Origin of the sequence: Leucobacter tenebrionis (assembly GCF_019884725.1) — a bacterium.
GTDB classification, from domain to species: domain Bacteria; phylum Actinomycetota; class Actinomycetes; order Actinomycetales; family Microbacteriaceae; genus Leucobacter; species Leucobacter tenebrionis.
Window position 1 is genome coordinate 2634414 of record NZ_CP082322.1, and the last position, 19757, is coordinate 2654170.

Here is a 19757-nt window from a genome sequence, read left to right on the forward strand (position 1 = left end):
TCGCCTGCGGTTATGGTTGAGGCATGAGTTCCGCAGGTCCGCGTCGATCACCGAAGCCAGGGGAGCGGCGGCGTGATCCCGAGCGGACTCGGGCGCGAATCCTCGACGCGGCGACCAGCGAGTTCGCCGCACACGGTTACGCTGGCGCGCGAGTCGGCTCCATCGCGGCGCGTGCGGGGGTGAACCAGCAGCTGATCTCGTACTACTTCGACGGCAAGGAGGGCCTCGCGAAGGCCATCTCCGAACGCTGGCGGGAGCGTGAGGACGAGCTTGTCTCCTCGGACATGCCGCTGCCTGAGAAGATCCGCCACTATGCTCTCGAGGCGCTCCACAATCCCGAGAGCGTCCGCCTGCTTGCCTGGAGTGGGCTTGAATACGATGGGCCACAGGGCGACCCCGACTACGCCTCGCGCTCCGAACGCCTCAGCCGCAATGCCGAACAGATCCGCCAACTTCAGGTCGACGGGCAGCTCGACGACGGCATCGACCCTACGGTCCTCATGGTCATGCTCATGGGTGCGGCGATGGCCCCCACCTTCCTGCCCCATGTCATCCAGGGACTCACTGGGGCCGATCCAACCTCTGAGGAGTTCCTACGCGCATACGCCGGCCAGATCGAACGCCTCGCCGAGATCATTCTCCGCGACTCCGACCGGCGGTGATGATCCGAGCCTCGGAAGTCACTGGCGGCCGTGGGGCGCGGGGGCTGTTCCTGGCCGGGGGAGTGCGGGGCTCGTCCCTCGCTCCCGCGTCAGAGAACGTTATATCGGACAAAGTCAGGGCACTGATGCGCGGTTCCGTGGCGACGCCTTCCTGCCCCCTTGGTACTCCCTGTTCATCGGCGACTCTGGATGGGCGAGGCGCACGGCGGCACGCAACCACTCACGGGAATCGTCATCAAGTGCGGGAAGCACCGCGGACCAGTCCGCCTCGTCCTTCGGTGACGGGCGGCAACTCTTCCACAGCAGCTGAACCTCGGGCGCCATGACGGGCACACCTTCGATCGCGACGACCGTCGCCTCCCATGCGCGAGTGACGCGCTCGTCTCGGCGGTAGCGCCATCCCGCTGCGTCGCCGGCCTCAAGGTTGATCTGCAGGCACCAACGGCCAGCGGAATCTGCGCACCACGTGTTGACGGGTGGAACCTGGACGTCGTCACGCAGCTCAGTGAGCCATCCAGATTCCGCCCGGAAGAACCTCAACTCCGTTCGAAGCGCCGCTGCGAGGGCGTACCAGTCGTCGCGCGTGACGCTCACATCGATGTCGCGATGTGCTCGCGTGACGCGTCCCAGCCACATGTCCAACCCCCAGCCACCTGAAAGCCAGGCCCCGGTGCCGTCGATGGCGGCCGCCACTCGTTCAGCCGACCATGGGACCCACGCGTCAATCGACGGATCGTAGGGACGTCGCATCCTCACAGCCTAGCCTTATGGCAGTCCTGGTCTGTTTCTCAAGTGTCTAGGGGAAGGTGATTAGGATCGTGCCGTGAACGTGTCCGGCGGTCGTCGGTGTAGAGCACGAACGCAGCGGCCAGCAGCGTGAACAGCCACGCCGGCATACGCATTACCCGTGACGCGCGTTCGCGAGCAGCATCTGCAGATGCGCCCGCAGGACGGCTCGCATGCGTTCGACGCTCAGGGCGCCGTGCGGTGTCACGGTGTCCAGGGTCAGCCCGCCGATGACGGCGGCGAGCTGCGCAGCGGCGAGGTCGACGTCTGGCACGTCGAGGGAGTCGAGCGCCTCGCGTAAGACAGCAGCAAGGTCAGCGGCCATGCGTTCGGACATCGCGCGGAACACCGGCATCGTCCGGGAGGCCATGATCAGTTCGACGACCACGATTGCCTCGTCACGACGCCGCGCATCGACCGGCATGACGGCCTCGACCAGGGCTTGCAGGGCGTCAAGCGCCGCCTCACCGGTGAGCCCGCGCAGTCCTTCGGCGCGATGGGCGGTGAGCCGGTGACCCATCCGGGCGCCCGCCTCCTCCGCCGCTGCGGTGAGCAGATCGTGATGTCCATCGAAGTAGTGCCGCACCGAGCCGATGTTCAGACCGGACTCATCGGCCACCTTCCGCAGCGACACACCCTCGATGCCCTCGGCCACCACGAGGCGGAATGTCGCCTCGATCACCTGCTGACGACGCTCCTGCGGATCGATCCGTGCGGGCATGACTCCTACTTTCTTTCCCTGGTGACGCGGGCCTCGTCCCACACGGGCTCGCTGCTCTCGTAGACGTCTCCGTCGGCTCCGAAGATGAGGAAACGATCGAAGTCGCGGGCGAACCAACGATCATGAGTTACGGCGAGCACCGTGCCCTCAAATGCCCTGAGCGCGTGCTGGAGGGCTTCGGCGGAGACGAGGTCGAGGTTGTCGGTCGGCTCGTCCAGCAGCAGCATCGTCGCTCCGCCGAGTTCCAGCAGCAGCACCTGGAACCGTGCCTGTTGCCCGCCCGAGAGCGAGTCGAAGAGTTGCTCTGCGGACTTCGCCAGTTCGTAGCGCGCGAGTACCCGCGAGGCGTCCTCTCGCGGAAGGCCAGTGCGGTGCTCGTCGCCGCGGTGCAGGATGTCCAGCAGCGTGCGGCCAGCGAGGTCTGGACGACTGCGATTCTGAGCAAACCATCCCGGCCGTACCCGCGCACCGAGCCGCGCTGTGCCGCCGTGCGGCACGGGTTCGATCCTCGTATCGGTCACGGGCTCCTGGCCCGGTGCGGGGTCGGTGCCCCCGGCCGCGAGCAGGCGCAGGAAGTGCGACTTGCCCGACCCATTCGAGCCGAGCACCGCGACCCGATCACCGAAGTGCGCCTCGAAGTCAAACGCACGCATCAGACCCGTCAGCTCCAGCGCCTCGCAGGTCAACACCCGCTTGCCGGTCCGACCACCGCGCAGCCGCATCTGAAGACGCTGCTCGCGAGGCTGTTCCTGCGGAGGCCCGGCCTCCTCGAAGCGTGTCAGCCGGGTCTGCGCTGCCCGATGCCGGGAAGCCATATCGGAGTTGTACGCAGCCTTCTGCTTGTACATGAGCATGAGCGAGCGCAGCTTCGCATGCTCTTCGTCCCAGCGGCGGCGAAGCTCGTCCAACCGCTCGAACCGCTGTCCCCGCGCGCGGTGGTAGGTGTCGAATCCGCCCGGATGCGTCCACGCGGTGTTGCCCGCCGCGCCGAGTTCCAGCGTCACGATCGAGGTCGCGGTCCGGGCCAGCAGCTCACGGTCGTGGCTCACGTAGAGCACGCCCTTGCCCGTCGCGCGCAACTGCTCTTCCAGCCAGCGTTTGCCCGGCACGTCCAGGGAGTTGTCCGGCTCATCCAGCAGCAGCAGATCATCCGAGCCGCGCAACAGCGCCTCTAGCGCCAGCCGCTTCTGCTCCCCACCTGACAGCGTGGACAACGACCGGTGGCGACACCGATCGAACGGCATTCCGAGAGCGGCGACCGTGCAGACATCCCACAACACCTCGGCGTCATAGCCGCCCACCTCGCCCCATGCAGCAACGGCCGACGCGTACGCCATCTGCGACTCGGTTGTGCCCCGCTCGTTCATCATGGCCTCAGAGCGCGCAAGCCGCGCGGCGGCATCGCGGATCACCGGCTGCGCGACCGACAGCAACAGTTCGCTGACCGTCGCGCCCGTGACGAACTGACGCATCACACCCAAGCTGCCGTCACGAGTCACCGCGCCGGAGTCCGGTGAGAGTTCGCCCGTGACGATCCGAAGCAGGGTGCTCTTCCCCGCGCCGTTCGCGCCGATCACGGCGACCCGCTCACCCGCCCCCAGGCTGAGCGAGACGTCACGCAGCAGCGACCGCCCATCCGCCAGCGTGTACGCCACCGAGGCGACATCGAGATGAGCCATGACTCAAATCTATCACACCCGTGATAAATAGGTCGTCATGCCCCGCAAACCAGATGCGTGCTCGTTCGCTCGTCGGTGCGTGATGCGCGGTGCCAGTAGCGGCCTGCTTCGGCCCTTCACGCCTCTTGCAGATCGAGGTTGAGCCCGCCTGTCGGCGGGCCGCTGCTCACCTCGTGAGCAAGCAGATAGGGCGGCGTGGATGACGGTTTCGATGCGTGTGATGAGCGCTGGCGATGGGTATAAGTACCTGTTGCGCACTGTCGCGGCCGGCGATGGTGACCGCTCGCTCTCGACTCCGTTGACGCGCTACTACAACGCCGAGGGCACACCGCCGGGTCGTTGGCTCGGCGCCGGAGTCGCCACGCTCGGCGGCGGACGGATCAACGTGGGCGATCAGGTCTCCGAAGCACAGCTCCAGCTCCTCGTCGGCATGGGCCGCGACCCCATCACCGGGGAACCGCTTGGCCGCGCGTACCCCGAGTACCGAACCGTGGCCGAGCGGGTTGAGGCGCGGGCCGGGGCACTCGATCCATCGCTCGGGCCAGCGTCACGCGCGGAGGCGGTCGCGGCCATGGAAACGGAGGAGGCCGAGCGCGGTACGCGACGGGCGGTTGCGGGGTTCGACTTCACGTTCAGCATCCCGAAGTCCGCAAGCTCACTCTGGGCGGTTGCGGATGCCGGGACGCAGGCGTTGATCGCGGATGCACATCATGCGGCGGTTGCGGAGGTGGTTGCGTTCATGGAGCGGGAGGTTGCAGCCACCCGCACGGGTGCAACCGGCGGCGACGGCGCGGTTGCACAGGTCGACGTCCGCGGCCTGATCGTCACGGCGTTCGATCACTACGACAGCCGGGCGGGCGACCCGCACCTGCACACGCATGTCGTCATCAGCAACAAGGTGCAGACCGTCCTCGACGGCAAATGGCGGTCGCTGGACGGGCGACCGATGCACGCCGCCGTCGTCGCCCTCTCCGAACTGCACGAGGCCGTCTTCGCTGACCACCTCACCCGGATGCTCGGCGTCTCGTGGGAGACGCGCGACATGGGCCGCGACCGCAACCCTGCGTGGGCGATCACTGCGGTGCCGGAGGCGCTGGTGAAGGAGTTCTCCACTCGCGCCCGGCACATCGACGCCGAGACGGATCGCCTCATCGGCCAGTACGTCGAGGCGCATGGGCGGCGGCCGTCGCCGGCGACGATCATGAAGCTCCGCGCCCAGGCCACCCTCTCGACCCGGCCGGAGAAGGAGGTGCGGTCGCTGGCCGATCTCACGGTCTCGTGGCGGGAGCGGGCCGGGAGGGTGCTCGGGTCGGATGCGACCTCGTGGGCGCGCAGTGTGACGGTGAACGAGGAGCCTCTGCTGCTGCGCGCGGACGACGTACCGCTGGATGCGATCGCGTCGCTCGGGCAGCACGTGGTGGCCGCGGTCGGTGAGAAGCGCTCCACCTGGCATCGCTGGAACCTCACGGCCGAGGCCGCGCGGCAGACGATGGGCTACCGGTTCGCGTCGACCGAGGATCGAGAAGCCATCGTCGGACTGATTGTGGATGCCGCGGAAGCCGCGTCGCTGTGCCTGACTCCGCCGGAGCTCGCCTCCAGTCCTGCCGCGTTCCGCCGGCCGGATGGCACGAGTGTGTTCCGGCCGAAGCACTCCGCGCTGTTCTCCTCCGAGGTGCTGCTGGCCGCCGAAGACCGCCTCCTCGAGCGCGCCCGCACCACCACGGCACCGACCGTGCCACTGACCACCGTCGAACGGGTTACGAAGCGGCCCGACAGCAAGGGGCGGATGCTGGGTGACGACCAGGCGGCCGCATTGACGAAGATCGCGCTCTCAGGGCGGGTGGTCGATGTGCTGGTCGGCCCGGCGGGGGCTGGGAAGACGACGGCGATGTCGGTTTTGCGGCGGGCGTGGGAGTACGAGCACGGGCGCGGCAGCGTGGTTGGGCTCGCGCCGTCCGCGGTCGCGGCGCAGGTCCTGGCCGATGACCTCGGCATCCCCACCGAGAACACGGCGAAGTGGCTCGACACCCACGACCGCACCGACGAGACGTTCCGCAAGGGTCAGCTCGTGATCGTTGACGAGGCGTCGCTGGCGGGCACGCTCTCCCTCGACCGCATCACCACATTGGCGGAGAAGGCCGGGGCGAAGGTGCTGCTGGTCGGGGATCACGCCCAGCTCCAGTCCGTCACCGCAGGTGGCGCGTTCTCCCTCCTCGTTCACGACCGCGACGACGCCCCGGAGTTGGTCGATGTGCACCGGTTCGTCAACCCGTGGGAGAAGACGGCATCCCTCGCGCTGCGGCACGGCCGCACCGACGTCATCGACACCTACGCCGAGAACGGCCGCGTGATCGGCGGGGAGACCGAGGAGATGATCGACGCCGCCTACACCGCCTGGCGCACCGACACCCTCGCCGGGCGGGCCAGTGTGCTCGTGACCGACTCGAATGAGTCCGTCCAGGCGCTCAACAACCGGGCACGCGCTGATCTGATCCTCAATGGCACCGTGAACGCCCGCCGTGAGGTCGAACTGCACGACGGAATGAGGGCTGCGGTCGGGGATACGGTCATCACTCGCCGCAACGACCGCCGCCTCCGCGCGGGACGGTCCTGGGTCCGCAACGGCGACAGGTGGACGGTCACCGAGGTCCGTGACGACGGCGCTCTCACCCTCCGCCGCGCAGGGCGCACGTGGGGCGCCTCGGTCGTGGTCCCGGCTGAGTACGCGGCCGAACATCTCGACCTCGGTTACGCCGTGACGTCATACCGGGCGCAGGGCATCACCGTGGACTCCTCGTACGTCCTGGCGGATGCGTCGATGACCAGGGAGACGTTCTATGTCGCCATGACCCGTGGCCGCGAGGAGAACATCGCCTACGTCGCCGTCGACAAGCCCGACCCCGCCCACGACGGCCCGCACCCCGGCGACAACACCGAGGTGACAGCCCGGTCGGTGCTGTTTGGGGTGCTGCAGCACATCGGTGCCGAGCTGTCCGCGCATGAGACGATCACCGCCGAACAGGACACCTGGGCCTCGATCGCGCAGCTCGCCGCCGAGTACGAGACCCTGGCCGCCGCCGCACAACACGACCGCTGGGCCGCGCTCATCCGAGCATCGGGTCTCAGCGACGACGACGCAGACGACGCGATCGCCTCACCCGCATTCGGAGCGCTGACCGCCGAGCTCCGTCGGGCCGAAGCGAACCAGCACGACGTCGAGACCCTGCTGCCACGCCTTGTGCGAGCACGCGGGTTCGGGGACGCCGACGACATCGCCTCGGTCCTGCACTACCGCGTCGCAAAGGCGACCGCGCGGCCATCAGGGTCCGGGCGCGCGCGAAACGCACCACGCTTGATCGCCGGTCTCATCCCCGAAGCCACCGGCACCGTGCCGTCCGAGATGCGGCAGGCGCTGACCGAGCGACGCGACCTCATCGAGACCCGGGCCGATGCGCTCCTCGACATCGCGCTCACCGAGAAGCACGAGTGGATCACGAAGCTCGGCGTCCAGCCGAAGCAGGCACGAGCAGCCCAGGCATGGCGGCATGCCGCGCGCACCATCGCCGCCTACCGCGACCGCTACGGCATCACCGGACCCGCGCCCCTCGGAGCACCCGCCGAAGCCGAGACGCAGATGATCGACGCCGCCCGTGCCCGTGCCGCCCTTGGCCGGGCTAGGAGCCTCTCCCAGGCTGAGCAGCCTGACCAGGGGCCATCGCGCCGCACGGGCGCGCAGCGGGTCAGGCCGTCGTTGTAAGCGCGGATGACTGCGCTGGCGTTGGTCGTCGTGTCGTCTGCGCTCCGGCCCTGTAACTCGGGCATCATAGATAGCACCATGACTGTTCGAGTTGGACCGGCGACACGTATCTCCTGACACCGTTCGCCAGGACGGAGGTAGACGTGACCGCCGATGAGGTCTCGGTCAACTTGGGGGATGCGACTCCCCGACGCCTGCTGGTGGATTGGGCGAACGGGCAGGACGCGTGGGTGCGTCAGCTCACCGCCGAAACGATCCTGTCCCGGCAGGCCCCGAGTGACGCCCTGCTGGACGCCGCGTACGCCACATTTCTCGCCGAGAAGGGTCTCGGTGACGGTGACGCTCCCGAAATCCCGAAGCTCGAGCTGGCCGCGGCAGATGCAGCGGAGGAGGACACGCTCGAACTGGTCAGTCTGGCTAACATCGAAGGTGTCAATGCGCTCGCCGCGGACCAGGAACTCGGTTTTGATTCGGAGCTGACGGTTCTGTTCGGACAGAACGGATCAGGGAAGACCGGATACGCGCGAATCCTGAAGCGGATATCGGCTGTGCGTACGGCCGAGGACATCCTGCCGAACGCACACGCGGTGCATCTCGACACCCCGCCGTCTCCCAGCGCAGACATCGCCTATCGCCTGTCCGGCACGGAGTCGTCGGTGCGATGGCGCGACGAAGCCGGCCTTGCACCGTTCACTCGCATCAGTGTGTTCGACGCCAGTGCGGTGTCCCTGCACGTCGACAGCGACCTGGGCTATGTCTACACACCCGCCGAACTCGCGCTGTTTGCTCACGTCGCTACGGGCATACAAGGAGTGCAGCAGCGGATTGCAGCAGAGGTGAGCACCTTGGCGCCAGGGAGCAACCCGTTGCTCTCACGGTTCACACGCGGCACGAAGGTGTACCCCGTGATCGAGACGCTCGGCGCCACCACCGAACTCGCGGAACTCGATGCGCTCGCAACGCTGCCCAAAGACGCGGAGTCCGATCGCGAACGACTGGAAAGCGAGGTCGCCGCGCTGCGTTCGAACTCTCTCGACGCGATTCTCTCTAGTTCGCAGGAAGCGGAGCGGCAACTCACACGCTTGCTCGGCGTCCTCAACGTCGCGCAGAACTTCGACGCGGCCGCATATGAGACCGCACGATCCAAGCTCGAACAGGCCGAGCAGCGGAGAGCAGAGGCACGGGAACAGCTCTTCAGCCAGGACGAACTGCCAGGACCGGCGGATGAGGAGTGGCAAGAGTTCATCGTTGCCGGCGAGTCGTATCGACAGCACCTCGGCCGCGAGCACTACCCGGCCACCGGCGACTCCTGCTTGTACTGCATGCAGGAACTCAGCCCGACGGCTCTGAACCTTCTCACTCGCTACCGCACGTTCCTGGACGAGACGCTCATCCGTCAGGTGCAAGATGCGAACGCCGCCCTGGCGGCTTCAAAGTTCGCCGTCAACGAAGCAGAACTGGCTCGCGCGATCGAGTTCGCCTCGGAACAAAAGGACTGTGAGAAACCTCCTGCATGGGCAAGCCAAGCGTGTGAGGTTCTCGGGGCAATACGGGCCATCGCGGAGGAGACCGCTGACGGACAGCCTGTCGCTCCGAGCTCGCTCCGCGAGGACGCACGTGCCCTTGCTACCGCCGTGTCAACAGAACTGGAAAGCACCAGTGCTGCCGTCCGACAGATGGCAGACGACAAGGCCAATGCTGCTACCGCGCTCGCCGAGAAGCAGAAAGCCGTCGCGGAGCTGATCGCGCGCATCGAGCTGAACCGGAACCTAGCCGGTGCCCGCGAGTATGTGCGACGCGCGCGACGAGCTCAGCAACTCGAGAAGCTCTCTCGTGTCATATCGAACGGTGCATCGAAGCAGCTCACGGTGCAGTCGAAACTCGCGAGCGAGGATCTCGTGAACAAGAACTTCGAGACGCTCTTCGCCGAGGAGTGCGCCCGCTTGCGTGCGCCACAGGTCGCGCTCCGATTCCAAGGCAGGAGCGGACAGGCTCAACGTAAGAAGGCCGTCGCCTCCTACAAGCCGTCCGCTGTGCTCTCAGAAGGAGAGCAGAAGGTCTTGGCGCTGGCGGACTTCCTCGCCGAAAGCCGGATGCGTGGAACGAAGGCGCCGCTGATTTTCGACGACCCGGTGACGAGCCTTGACTACCGTCGGCTCGATGAGGTCGCGGCCCGTATCCAGAACCTCGCCGAGACGCACCAGGTCGTTGTCTTGACTCACAACATCATGTTCGCGTCGGCGCTGATCGCGGCTCGGCAGAACAAGAAACTACGAACACGCATCTACGAGGTCCGCGATGGCGGGGCGGCCAAGGGAATCCTGGCGCCGGACGTCGAGCCGAGGTTGGACACGCCCGCGGACCTCGCGAAACGGATCAACGCGAAACTGCAAGAGATGCCCAGTGCCGAACCCGTAGTTCAAGATGCGCTCATCAAGGAGACATACGACCTGATCCGTGCCTGGTGCGAAGCGTTCGTAGAGCAGGAGCTGCTGCAAAACGTCACGCAGCGCTATCGCAAGAACATCATGATGACGCGCCTGTCCAAGATCGACAGTTCCCGACTCGATGACGCGATCGCGGTTATCGAGCCTCTCTTCGACCGCGCGTGCGAGCGGATGACCGGGCACTCTCACGCGGCCGAGTACATGAGCACCAAACCGACCGTCGGAGATGTCCAGGAAGACTGGGAGAGAGCCAAGGCAGCGCGGTCTGCCTACATCGCATCCTGAACGATGAGGGCGTTCCAGGAATGCGGCTTTGCCAGGTTCGGAATCCTTCACGACTGCCGAGAACGGAGGGCCCCCAAGGGTCGCAGCGGTGGGGCTAGAGGCTTCGGGGCGGTCTTCGCATGGGATGGCTGACGCTAGGGTCGCGTGAGAATGTTTGCGAATTTTCATCCGCAGAACCGAAGAGTGCGGAGATGTCTGCAGCGTCCGTCACGAGGGACGCGACGCCTTGGCGCAACAGCCGGTGCGTCCCGGCACTGGACACACTGGTTACCGGACCGGGCACGGCGCCGACCGGGCGGCCGAGCTGCGCAGCGCGGGCGGCGACGTTGAGGGAGCTGGAGCGATAGCCGGCCTCCACGACGACGGTTGCACCGGAGAGGGCACCGAGGATGCGATTGCGGGCGAGGAACCGCCACTTGGTCGGCGCGGAGCCGGGCGGCATCTCACTGGCGAGCAGGCCGAGGTCTCCGACTCGTGCCAGCAGCTCACGATTGCCGGATGGGTAGAGGCGATCCAAGCCGCCGACCATGACAGCGAGGGTCTGCCCGCCTGTGGCGAGTGCGGCTCGGTGTGCGGCGTCGATGCCGTAGGCGCCGCCGGCCACGATGATCCGCTCAGCATGGGTCAGATTGGAGGCGAGTTCGCCCGTGTGATTTTGTCGATGAGTTCCGACAGCGACTATCGGTGAATTTCGACAGCACTCGACCACGAGAGTCTTTGGATGTTGATGAGTCTCGACAGCACCCGGCATGGGGAGGGTTCCCGCGACGATGCGGGGAGCTTCTGGTGAAGGATTCTCGGGTTGGTCTGTTCGCGGCTATCCGGCGTGACGCGCGGGACGGCCTGTCGAAGCGCGCCCTGCAACGCAAGCATGGTGTCGGATTCCGGACGGTCGCTGCGGCGTTGGACTCTGCCTGGCCCGCTCAGGGACGGGACCTGCCGCCACGAGCATCACGGTTGGACCCGTTCAAGGATGTGATCGATGGCTGGCTGCGGGACGATCTGTCCGCGCCGCGGAAACAGCGGCATACGGTCGTGCGAATCCATCAACGCCTGTTGGATGAGCACAGTGCGTTGGATGTGTCGTACGGGATGGTGCGTGCGTACGTCGCCCGCCGTACGCGCGAGATCCATGCCGAGGCTGGTCGCGTAGCGGGGGACGTGTTCATTCCGCAGTCGCATCTTCCTGGGCAGGATGCGGAGGTCGACTTCGGGGACGTGATGATTCGGCTGAGAGGTGAGGCGGTGACGTGCACGGTGTTCTGCCTGCGCTTGTCGTACTCAGGCAAGGCCGTGCACCGGGTGTCGGCGACCGCCGGTCAGGAGGCGTTCTTCGAGGGTCACACGCACGCCTTCGACGTCCTCGGCGGCGTGCCAGCCGGCAAGATCCGTTACGACAATCTCAAGCCGCTGTCGCGAGCGTGGTCGGTTTCAGCCGGCAACGGGTAGAGACCGACCGGTGGGTCGCGTTCCGCTCGCACTACGGCATCGACGCCTTCTACTGTCAGCCGGGCATCACCGGAGCGCACGAGAAGGGCGGGGTGGAGGGGGAAATCGGTAGGTTCCGCCGCAACCGGTTCGTGCCGGTCCCCGAAGTCGAGTCCCTCGCGGAGCTGAACGATCTGATCGATCAATGGGATGCCGAGGACGAGCAACGGCGGATCGCGCAACGAATCCGCACCGTGGGTGAGCACTTCGCGCTGGAGCGGCCGCTGTTGCAGCCGTTGCCGATCGATATCTTCGAGACGGGGCGGTGGTTCACGCCGTGGGTGGACAGGTACAGCCAGATCACGGTCCGTATGAACCGGTACTCGGTGCCCGCACGCCTCGTCGGACGCCAGGTGCGCGTGCTTCTGCATGCGTCCGAGCTGCAGGTCTTCGACGGACGGACAGAGGCCTGCCGTCACGAGAGGTTGATGACCAAAGGCGGCGTCCGGGTCGACCTCGACCACTACCTCGAGGTCCTTGACCGCAAGCCCGGCGCGCTCCCGGGCTCCACCGCGCTCGAGCAGGCCCGCGCGTCAGGAACGTTCACGTCCGTCCACGATGCCTGGTGGGTTGCGGCCCGCAAAGCGCACGGCGATGCGGCAGGGACGCGGGCACTGATCGAGGTGCTCCTCCTGCACAGGCATCTGCCGCGGGATCTCGTGATCGCCGGTCTTGCCGCGGCCCTGGGGGCGGGCGCGTTCACCGCTGATGCGGTCGCGTTGGAAGCGCGAAGGATCGCTGACGCGAGCGACGTGTCCCTTCCGACCGTGACCCGAATCGACGATGGCAACGCTGTCGTGCCTCAGGAGGCCGGCGGGGGCGAGTGAGGCCGGTGGCGTCGTTGACAGAACGGCGTCTGCGGGCGTCGCAGTTGCCGGCGGACACGAGGCCGTTGCCGACGGTCGATCAGTACGACGCTCTGCTGCCCAGCAGGCGCAACCACCGCTGACACACGCAAGGGAGCCGAACGATGCCGACCAAGCCCGCCCCGAACCTGGCGCTGCCCAGACGTCGCGGCCTGACCGAAGAAGCCGCCCGCACCGCGGTCGACCAGGCCTGCCGGATGCTCCGGCTGCCGACCGTGCGCGCCCAGTTCCCGGACACCGCCGACCAGGCCGCCGCGCAGCAGATGTCGTACAGCGGGTTCCTCGCCGAACTTCTCATCGCGGAGTGCGATGACCGCGCCCGGCGGCGTTCCGAACGCCGTATTCGCGCCGCGCAGTTCCCGAGGGAGAAGTCGCTGCGCACGTTCGATTTCGACGCGAACCCGAACATCGACCCTGCCCTGATCCACACCCTCGCGAAATGCGACTGGGTCGCGAAAGGCCAGCCTGTCTGCCTCATCGGCGACTCCGGCACCGGGAAGTCGCACCTGCTGATCGCGCTCGGCACCGAGGCCGCGATGGCCGGGTACCGGGTCAAGTACACCCTCGCTACGAAGCTCGCGAACGAGCTCGTCGAAGCGCCCGATGAACTCGTGCTGTCCAAGACGATCGCCCGCTACGGGCGCGTCGACCTGCTCTGCATCGATGAACTCGGCTACATGCAACTCGACCGCCGCGGTGCAGAGCTCCTCTTCCAGGTCCTCACCGAACGTGAAGAGAAGAACAGCGTCGCCATCGCCTCCAACGAATCCTTCGCCGGCTGGACCAAAACCTTCACCGACCCCAGGCTCTGCGCCGCGATCGTCGACCGGCTCACCTTCGGAGCCGCGATCATCGAAACCGGCACTGACTCCTACCGCCTCGCCCATGCCCGTCAAGCCCTGGGGCGTTAGCACCAAGGCGACGACAGACGGGTCAGGCTCTTTTCACGAGGCTCGATTTCAGCAGCATGGCACCGAATCCGTCGACTTTGCAGTCGATGTCGTGTCCATTCACCGGATCGATGAGGCGGATGTTGCGGACCTTCGTTCCGGCTTTGATGCCGTGGGGGAGCCTTTGACCTTGATGGAGGCCGTGACCACGACGGTGTCGCCGTCAGCGAGCACGTTGCCGACCGCGTCTTTCACGACGGGGCCAGCCAAGACGGTCTCGTCGTTCGAGGGCGCGGACGCTGACCATTCGAATCCGCACAGCGGGCACACGTAGAGCGTGCTCATTTCGTAGGTGTGCTCGCCGGCGCAGGAGGGGCAGGGAGGAAGGACATCGGCCATGCTCTCCACGATACCGCGGCATGATGAACTCATCACACCATGGGTGGCGGGTTCAGTCGAGGATGTCGCGGGGGAGCCAGCCTTCGCGTCCGTCTGGTGTGCGGCACCAGGATTGGCCGACGTGCGGATCGTCGACGATGACGGTGACGCGGTCCCCGGTGGTGGCGTCGAGTTCGGTGGTGTCGTACGCGAAGCGGATGACGGCCGTGGGGCGGTCGGTCGTGAGGTGACGGGTGGGGACCCAGCCGTGCCCGTCCGCGGTGAGGACGAATTCGAACCCGGGGCGTGGGTGATCGGCGGAGCCGACGTGGACGTGGTCCCCCCGGCGGAGCTGGAGGGGGCTACCTGTCGGCGACTGGTAGGTGCGGGTCAAGGTGGCGCGGCGCACGGGCGGGTTCTCTCGGTGCAGGGTGGCGGGGTTAGCGTCGTTCGCGGGACGGGAGGATAAGCAGCGGGATCATCCAGGCCAGTGCGATGCACAGCAGGCCGCCGATGAAGACGAACGCTTGCCCGGTCGGTGCGGAGAACGCGGCACCGAGGAGCCAGATCCCGAACAGCAGCAACCCCATGGTGAGGGTGAAGGTAAAGGCGGTCTTCATCGCAGGTCCAATCGGTGCAGCGGGGCGAGTAGCGGATATGAGTATCCATCGTATGATGGATTCATCAATCGGGAGGTGTTGTTGTGGCAGACACGTGGGATGCGCAGCGTCCGTTGTATGAGGTGAAGGCAAACCTGTTCAAGGGGCTCTCGCACCCGGTCCGGGTGCGAGTGCTGGAAGTGCTGTGCTCACAGCCGGAGACGTCGGTGTCGGAACTGCTGGCGGACACGGGCCTCGAGGCGTCGCATCTGTCGCAGCATCTGTCCGTGCTCCGCAAGCACCATCTTGTTGCTGCCGAACGCCGGGGAAGCCTGGTGTTCTACCGGGTGGCGCATCCGCAGGTCGTGGATCTTCTCAGCGCGGCCCGCGCGTTTCTGACCGAGGTGCTGCACACGACGCAGCAGCAGCTGGTGTCCGCGGTGTCCCTCCCCGACATTTCACGTCCCGGCGCGGCATGAGAAGTCCGGGGGCCCGCTGATGGCGCGAGGGCTGGCCGGGTTGTGGCCGCGGCGGGCGGACTACCGGGAGGTCCCGCGGTCGTGGCGGCGTGATGTGCTCGCCGGGGTGACGGTCGGGGTCGTGGCGTTGCCCCTCGCGTTGGCGTTCGGAGTGTCCTCGGGTGCCGGTGCCGCGTCCGGGTTGGTGACGGCGATCATCGCCGGGGTCATCGCTGCTGTCTTCGGTGGATCGAACGTGCAGGTCTCCGGCCCGACGGGTGCGATGGTCGTCGTCCTCGGACCGGTGATCGCCGCTCACGGGCTCACCGTCCTGCCCGTGGTGTGCGTGATGGCTGGGGGCATTGTGCTCCTCGCGGGCCTGCTGCGCCTGGGGAACGCGGTGACGTTCATCCCGTGGCCGGTCATCGAGGGCTTCACGTTGGGGATCGCGGTCATCATCTTCCTGCAGCAGATCCCGGCCGCTCTCGGCGTGCCCGCAGGTCCCAGCAGCAACGCCGCCGTCGCCGCCATAGAAGCCGCCGGCACGGTGGATCTGCCCACAATGTGGTGGTCACTCGCCATCGCCGGTACGGTCGCGGCGATCATGGTGCTGGCCCCGAAACTGCACCGGGCGCTCCCCGGCTCGATTATCGCGATCATCGTCGTCACCGTGCTGGTTGTGGTGTTCCAGGTTCCGGTGCCGTCGATCGGGGAGCTCCCGGCATCGCTGCCCGCCCCACTCCTTCCGGTCGCAGACCCCGCAACGGTACTCGCGCTGATGGGGCCGGCGTGCACGATCGCCGCTCTCGCGGCGATCGAATCGCTGCTGTCCGCCCGGGTCGCCGCCTCGATCTCCGACACCGGCCCCTACGATGCGGACCGGGAACTCGTCGGGCAAGGCCTCGCCTCCCTCGGTTCCGGACTGTTCGGAGGCATGCCCGCAACGGGGGCGATCGCCCGCACCGCAGTGAACATCCGATCCGGTGCCCGCACCCGGGTCGCCGCGATTGTCCACTCCCTGATCCTGCTCGTCGTCGTCTACGCGGCAAGCACCGTCGTATCCACGATCCCGCTGGCTGCGCTGTCGGGGGTGCTGATGGTGACCGCGACCCGAATGATCTCCCTCACCACGATCCGCACGATTCTCCGCTCCACCCGCTCCGACGCGCTCGTGTTCGTGGTCACCGCGGTGATCACCGTGAGCGTGGATCTCATCTACGCCGTCGGAATTGGGGTCCTCGCCGCCGCGTTCTTCACGTTGCGTCGCCTTGCGATCTCTGCCGGCGTGCACCGGGAAGAACTCCCCGCGCCTGCGGAGCCCGGGGACGATCGCATCGCCCTGTTCCGCCTCGATGGGGCACTGTTCTTCGGAGCGGCCGAACGCATCGTCGCTCGCATCGGCACCATCCAAAATGTGACTGTCGTGATCCTGCGGCTGTCCGGGCTGCAGGTCCTCGACGCGACCGGCGCGCAAGTCCTCACCGAACTCGTCCACACCCTCGAGCGGCGGGGGATCACCGTCCTCATCAAAGGCATTCCACCCAAACACCTGCAACTCGCCACCCGAGTCGGCGTGATCGCATCCCTCCGCCACCACAACCACCTCTACACCGACCTGGACCCCGCGATCGCTCATGCCCGTAGCCACATCCACAGGGCACGGACCCAGGATGCGACCACGAGGCGCGGGCATCAGAACGGAGCATCGGACGCATGATCCCCGCCCACATGAGCGACCTCTACACCTGGCGTGCCCTCTCCTTCACTGAGGAGCACGGACGTTCGTGGGCCACGGATGAGTAGGGCACTCTGCTGTTGACGAGGTCGCCAAACAGCAATGCTGACTGTCGCCGACGTCGCTTGCGGGGCACGGGGCGGTTCGATGACGAAGATCCACCTGCTCTGCGGCAGGCGTGCCCGGCCGCTTACGCTCGTTCTCACCCGCGGGCAGGGCGCTTCAATTTGGTTGAACCTGTGAGGCGTACATGTTGGGGGCGTACCGTGGGGTTATGGATACGCAGACACGAACGAGCGGTGCAGATACCGCGACGCTGGGCCTGGGATCGGTGCTGGTGGGTTCGTTGCCTGCGGCGCTGATGACTGATGAGGCCCCGGATCGTTACACGGTGGAGGCGGTGTTCACGCGCCGCCCCGAACGGGACGAGATCACGGAGATCCTGGGGAGCGAGACGCGGGACCGTCTCGCGAAGGCTGGGTACTCGACCGTCGAGCTGACGATCTCGGATCGTCGCTTGGAGATCGCGAACACGAATCTTGAGGAGTTGCGCGACGGTCTCGGTGGGGTGCTTGCCGACAGGCTGGCGGAGATCAGCGAGGGTGTCCGTGCGAAGCAGGATGCGGCGGCGGTCCGGTTCCGCGAGGCGGCTGCGGGTGAGCATGACAGAGCGGCCTCTGTCGCGGCTCTCGCGGAGTCGGTGACGTTCCGCACCTCCGAGACACGAATGCCTGAGCCGGATCGGCATGCCGCGGCGACCGACGATCGCGCCCGCATCGACGACTGGACTGACGAGGGTGGTCACGGGCGTTGATGGCGTCCGTGGCCGTGGGATGTGGGGCGCATCATGGGTGGGTTTCGTTCGACCACACCGCGCTCGATGGATCGGCGGAGCGGCAGGGCTGGGAGTGAGTTCACGGCCCTGGCGAAGACGATCCGGGATCAGGGGCTGTTACGTCGCCGGTATGGGTATTACTGGTCGAAGCTGATCGGCTTGCCGCTTGTGCTCGCTGGCGGTCTGCTGGTGTTCGTGTGGATCGGTGACACGTGGTGGCAGCTGTTCACGGCGGCGTTCCTGGCGGTCGTGTTCACGCAGATCGCCTTTCTCGGGCATGATTCGGCGCACCGGCAGATCTTCGTCTCTGGCAAGTGGAACGACTGGACAAGTCTCGTGCTCGGCGACCTGCTGGTGGGGATGAGCTACGGATGGTGGCAGCACAAGCACACCCGTCACCACGCGAATCCGAACAAGCTGGGATCCGATCCCGACATTGAGCTGCCGGTGATCGTCGTGGCTCCGGAGCGTGCCGCGCCGAGAGGGCGGGTCCTGTCGTGGTTGCGCTCGCATCAGGGGATCTTTTTCTTCCCGATCCTGCTCCTGGAGGGCGTCTCGCTGCATGCGTCCGGGGTGCGTCGGGTGGTCACGCGCGGTCCGTTGAGCAGAAGATGGGTCGAGATCGGGTTCCTCTTGGTCCGCCTGGTCGGTTTCCCGGTGCTCGTCTTCCTCGTGCTGTCGCCGGGCATCGCGTTCGTGTTCCTCGCGGTGCAGCTCGGGCTTTTCGGGTTCTACATGGGCGTCTCGTTCGCCCCGAACCACAAGGGGATGCCGATCGTGCCGAGCGATGCGAGCTTCGACTTCCTGCGCCGCCAGGCGATGATGAGCCGAAACGTCCGCGGCGGACGTCTGCTCGACACCGCGATGGGCGGGTTGAATTATCAGATCGAGCATCACCTGTTCCCGTCCATGCCGCGCCCTCACCTGCGCAAGGCAGCGCCCATCATCGCCGCCTACTGCCGGAGCCATGATGTGCCGTATGTGCAGACGGGGCTGCTGGCGTCCTATGCGATCATCGTGCGGTACATCAACCGTGTCGGACTCGGGGAGCGCGACGTGTTCACCTGCCCCCTGGTCGAGCAGCGCCGCTACTTCACCGCAGTCCCGCAGTGAGCACGCACGACCACACGGCAGCCGGGCGAGGGCACGCCGCCGTCGTCTACAACCCTGTGAAGACCCCGCTGGAGCGGCTTCGCCCCGTGGTCGCGGAGTATGAGGCCCAGCATAGGTGGGAGCAGACGCGCTGGTACGAGACGCGCAGCGACGACGCGGGCCGGGCGGCCGCGGAGCACGCTCTCGCTGCTGCTCCGGCGGTGGTGATGGTCGCGGGCGGCGACGGCACGGTCCGAGCCGTCGCGGAGGTGATGCAAGGGACGGGCATTCCGGTCGCGCTGGTTCCCCTGGGCACCGGTAATCTCCTCGCACGTGATGTCGGTGCGCCGCTCAACGACATCGCCGCCTGCGTCTCCGCCGCGTTCTCGGGTGAGGACCGGTCCGTGGATGTCGGGGTGGCTGAGCTCGAGGACGAGAGCGGCGCCCGGCGTTCGCATACGTTCATGGTCATGGCCGGCATCGGACTGGATGCGGAGATGGCGGAGAGCACAAGCATCATCGCGAAAAAGCATCTCGGCTGGTTCGCGTACGTCACACCGATCGCCCGCTCGGTCATCGCGAACAAGCTCTTCCATCTCGACTACCGAATCGACGGAGGGCGGGTGAGGTCGACCCGGGCGCACACGGTCATCGTCGGCAACTGCGGAACCCTCACCGGGAACATGCTCCTGATCCCCGCTGCGATCATCGACGACGGCCTGCTGGACGTCGTAATGATGCGCCCGACAGGACGCTTCGGGTGGGCGCGGATCGGAACCCGCCTCACCCTGCAAGGCCTCGCCCGCCGCTCCCCGCTCAGCCGCAAGATCCTCCAGCAGACACCCGACCTCCACGCACTCGCCTACGTCCAAGGAACCCGGTTCGAAGCCCGGTTCGACGCCCCTCACCTCATCGAACTCGACGGCGACAGCTTCGGCCACATCACCCGTGTCCGCGTCAGCGTCCGCCCGGGCGCCCTGCACGTGCGCGTGCCGGCCCAAACGATCGTGGTGGAGAAGAGCACCGCCGCCCGGCAGCGGCCGTCACGCCCGTAGAAACCCAGGCGCAACGGCAAGGAA

The 19757-nt window shown here is 66.8% G+C and carries 15 protein-coding genes and 2 pseudogenes; 10 read left to right on the forward strand and 7 right to left on the reverse strand.

Going from position 1 to position 19757, the window contains the following annotated elements; all coding sequences use genetic code 11:
• The first annotated feature begins 23 nt into the window (after positions 1-23).
• Positions 24-662, forward strand: a complete 639-nt coding sequence (locus KVY00_RS12085; RefSeq protein ID WP_067246036.1) for a TetR/AcrR family transcriptional regulator — start codon at positions 24-26, stop codon at positions 660-662.
• Positions 663-776: 114 nt separating this feature from the next.
• Here KVY00_RS12085 and KVY00_RS12090 read toward each other — a convergent pair whose 3' ends face one another.
• The 3 genes from KVY00_RS12090 to KVY00_RS12100 all read right to left on the reverse strand — a co-directional run bounded on the left by KVY00_RS12090 (position 777) and on the right by KVY00_RS12100 (position 3848).
• On the reverse strand, positions 777-1412 hold the full coding sequence (locus KVY00_RS12090) for a nucleotidyltransferase domain-containing protein (RefSeq protein ID WP_157518024.1): 636 nt from the start codon (positions 1410-1412) through the stop codon (positions 777-779).
• Positions 1413-1563: 151 nt separating this feature from the next.
• Positions 1564-2169 (reverse strand): TetR/AcrR family transcriptional regulator, encoded by a 606-nt coding sequence (locus tag KVY00_RS12095; protein WP_067246030.1) that lies wholly within the window; start codon positions 2167-2169, stop codon positions 1564-1566.
• Between the two features lie 5 nt (positions 2170-2174).
• Entirely contained in the window at positions 2175-3848 is a 1674-nt protein-coding gene (locus KVY00_RS12100) for an ATP-binding cassette domain-containing protein (protein WP_223043148.1), read from the reverse strand.
• 199 nt (positions 3849-4047) lie between these two features.
• Between KVY00_RS12100 and mobF the strand changes: the two genes are divergently transcribed.
• Positions 4048-7605, forward strand: a complete 3558-nt coding sequence (gene mobF, locus KVY00_RS12105; protein ID WP_223043149.1) for a MobF family relaxase — start codon at positions 4048-4050, stop codon at positions 7603-7605.
• Positions 7606-7748: 143 nt separating this feature from the next.
• Positions 7749-10337 (forward strand): AAA family ATPase, encoded by a 2589-nt coding sequence (locus KVY00_RS12110; RefSeq protein WP_223043150.1) that lies wholly within the window; start codon positions 7749-7751, stop codon positions 10335-10337.
• A gap of 94 nt (positions 10338-10431) precedes the next feature.
• On the opposite strand, the gene KVY00_RS12115 is transcribed toward KVY00_RS12110, so the two are convergent.
• Positions 10432-10941, reverse strand: a complete 510-nt coding sequence (locus KVY00_RS12115) for a DNA-processing protein DprA (protein ID WP_394358248.1) — start codon at positions 10939-10941, stop codon at positions 10432-10434.
• Positions 10942-11123: 182 nt separating this feature from the next.
• On the opposite strand from KVY00_RS12115, the pseudogene istA reads away from it, so the two are divergent.
• Together istA and istB are read left to right on the forward strand one after the other, a co-directional pair.
• Positions 11124-12774, forward strand: a pseudogene (gene istA, locus KVY00_RS12120) (IS21 family transposase).
• 21 nt (positions 12775-12795) lie between these two features.
• The gene (istB, locus tag KVY00_RS12125; protein ID WP_223043152.1) at positions 12796-13602 is read left to right on the forward strand and encodes an IS21-like element helper ATPase IstB; all 807 of its coding nucleotides are present in this window, start codon (positions 12796-12798) and stop codon (positions 13600-13602) included.
• Positions 13603-13624: 22 nt separating this feature from the next.
• Here the strand turns inward: istB and KVY00_RS12130 are convergent.
• The 3 genes and pseudogenes from KVY00_RS12130 to KVY00_RS12140 all read right to left on the reverse strand — a co-directional run bounded on the left by KVY00_RS12130 (position 13625) and on the right by KVY00_RS12140 (position 14579).
• A pseudogene (locus tag KVY00_RS12130) lies at positions 13625-14013 on the reverse strand (zinc ribbon domain-containing protein YjdM).
• Positions 14014-14032: 19 nt separating this feature from the next.
• Entirely contained in the window at positions 14033-14368 is a 336-nt protein-coding gene (locus KVY00_RS12135; protein ID WP_223043153.1) for a hypothetical protein, read from the reverse strand.
• 31 nt (positions 14369-14399) lie between these two features.
• The gene (locus KVY00_RS12140; RefSeq protein ID WP_223045359.1) at positions 14400-14579 is read right to left on the reverse strand and encodes a hypothetical protein; all 180 of its coding nucleotides are present in this window, start codon (positions 14577-14579) and stop codon (positions 14400-14402) included.
• Positions 14580-14662: 83 nt separating this feature from the next.
• Here KVY00_RS12140 and KVY00_RS12145 point away from each other — a divergent pair, with 83 nt between their 5' ends.
• The 5 genes from KVY00_RS12145 to KVY00_RS12165 all read left to right on the forward strand — a co-directional run bounded on the left by KVY00_RS12145 (position 14663) and on the right by KVY00_RS12165 (position 19733).
• Entirely contained in the window at positions 14663-15037 is a 375-nt protein-coding gene (locus KVY00_RS12145) for an ArsR/SmtB family transcription factor (protein ID WP_223043154.1), read from the forward strand.
• 19 nt (positions 15038-15056) lie between these two features.
• Positions 15057-16733, forward strand: coding sequence for a SulP family inorganic anion transporter (locus KVY00_RS12150; RefSeq protein WP_223043155.1), 1677 nt, complete (start codon positions 15057-15059; stop codon positions 16731-16733).
• 292 nt (positions 16734-17025) lie between these two features.
• Entirely contained in the window at positions 17026-17565 is a 540-nt protein-coding gene (locus KVY00_RS12155) for a hypothetical protein (protein ID WP_067246056.1), read from the forward strand.
• 33 nt (positions 17566-17598) lie between these two features.
• Positions 17599-18699: a fatty acid desaturase family protein gene (locus KVY00_RS12160; protein ID WP_067245956.1), complete on the forward strand. Its 1101-nt coding sequence runs from the start codon at positions 17599-17601 to the stop codon at positions 18697-18699.
• Complete coding sequence (locus tag KVY00_RS12165) at positions 18696-19733, forward strand: diacylglycerol/lipid kinase family protein (RefSeq protein WP_084344525.1); 1038 nt, start codon at positions 18696-18698, stop codon at positions 19731-19733. Before KVY00_RS12160 ends, KVY00_RS12165 begins: the two co-directional genes overlap by 4 nt.
• Positions 19734-19757 lie beyond the last annotated feature (24 nt).

Bases quoted from the DNA above. Each gene is read 5' to 3' on its own strand.
- KVY00_RS12085 (WP_067246036.1), top strand. From the start codon at position 24: ATGAGTTCCGCAGGTCCGCGTCGATCACCGAAGCCAGGGGAGCGGCGG.
- KVY00_RS12090 (WP_157518024.1), bottom strand. From the start codon at position 1,412: ATGCGACGTCCCTACGATCCGTCGATTGACGCGTGGGTCCCATGGTCG.
- KVY00_RS12095 (WP_067246030.1), bottom strand. From the start codon at position 2,169: ATGCCCGCACGGATCGATCCGCAGGAGCGTCGTCAGCAGGTGATCGAG.
- KVY00_RS12100 (WP_223043148.1), bottom strand. From the start codon at position 3,848: ATGGCTCATCTCGATGTCGCCTCGGTGGCGTACACGCTGGCGGATGGG.
- mobF (WP_223043149.1), top strand. From the start codon at position 4,048: ATGACGGTTTCGATGCGTGTGATGAGCGCTGGCGATGGGTATAAGTAC.
- istB (WP_223043152.1), top strand. From the start codon at position 12,796: ATGCCGACCAAGCCCGCCCCGAACCTGGCGCTGCCCAGACGTCGCGGC.
- KVY00_RS12140 (WP_223045359.1), bottom strand. From the start codon at position 14,579: ATGAAGACCGCCTTTACCTTCACCCTCACCATGGGGTTGCTGCTGTTC.
- KVY00_RS12150 (WP_223043155.1), top strand. From the start codon at position 15,057: ATGGCGCGAGGGCTGGCCGGGTTGTGGCCGCGGCGGGCGGACTACCGG.
- KVY00_RS12155 (WP_067246056.1), top strand. From the start codon at position 17,026: ATGGATACGCAGACACGAACGAGCGGTGCAGATACCGCGACGCTGGGC.
- KVY00_RS12160 (WP_067245956.1), top strand. From the start codon at position 17,599: ATGGGTGGGTTTCGTTCGACCACACCGCGCTCGATGGATCGGCGGAGC.